2 protein-coding genes are annotated in these 699 nt (G+C 67.0%); both read left to right on the top strand.

From position 1 onward, the window contains the following. Positions 1-320 (top strand): tyrosine-type recombinase/integrase (locus EOA33_RS37565; RefSeq protein WP_145989597.1); only part of this gene is annotated, 320 nt, incomplete at its 5' end. 10 nt (positions 321-330) lie between these two features. After that, a partial coding sequence (locus tag EOA33_RS37560; protein WP_190234532.1) for a transposase zinc-binding domain-containing protein occupies positions 331-699 on the top strand: 369 nt, incomplete at its 3' end.

The raw sequence follows: 699 nt of genomic DNA, 5'->3' as shown, positions 1-699 counted from the left end.
GGCTCTTCCCCGGCGACCGCGCCGGCGAGCCGATCACCAGGGATGCGGTGCGACATGCGTGTGCGAAAGCGCACGACCTCTCCGGCTTGTCCAAGCCGGTCACGCCGCACAGCCTACGGCACGCCTTTGCCGTCCATTTGTTGGAGGCCGGCGCCGACGTGCGCACCATTCAACTGCTGCTCGGTCACAGGAGCCTCACGACCACCGCCCATTACCTGCGGATTGCCACCAACAAGGTCTGCGCCACGTCGAGTCCCTTCGAGCTCTTGCCGCGTCCGGCGCCCACCTTGCCGCCGGCCGCCAAGCCGCAACACTTCTGAGCTCTCGCCGATGGCCCGCTCGGGGCCGGAAGTGGCGGACATCTTCCGCCGCTATGGCGACGCCTACCGCGCTCAGCATGATGCGTCGCTGTCGACCGCCCAGCATCGCGTCATGACGGCGATCGAACTGTGCCGGACCGCCGCGCTCGGCGGGCACGTCGAAGCATGCGATCAATGCGGCCACCGGCGCATCGCCTTCAACAGTTGCCGCGACAGGCATTGTCCCCGCTGCCAATCACTGGCCCGGGCACAATGGCTGGAGGATCGTCGCGCCGAGCTTCTCGACACGCGGTACTTCCACGTCGTCTTCACGCTGCCGGAACCCATTGCCGCCATCGCTTATCAGAACAAGGCGCTCGCCTACGGCCTTCTCTTCCGC

The sequence above is a fragment of the Mesorhizobium sp. M4A.F.Ca.ET.050.02.1.1 genome, from assembly GCF_003997725.1.
Taxonomy (GTDB): Bacteria; Pseudomonadota; Alphaproteobacteria; order Rhizobiales; family Rhizobiaceae; genus Mesorhizobium.
The sequence above is the reverse complement of the archived record's forward strand: the minus strand, read 5'-3'. Positions and strand labels throughout refer to the sequence as shown.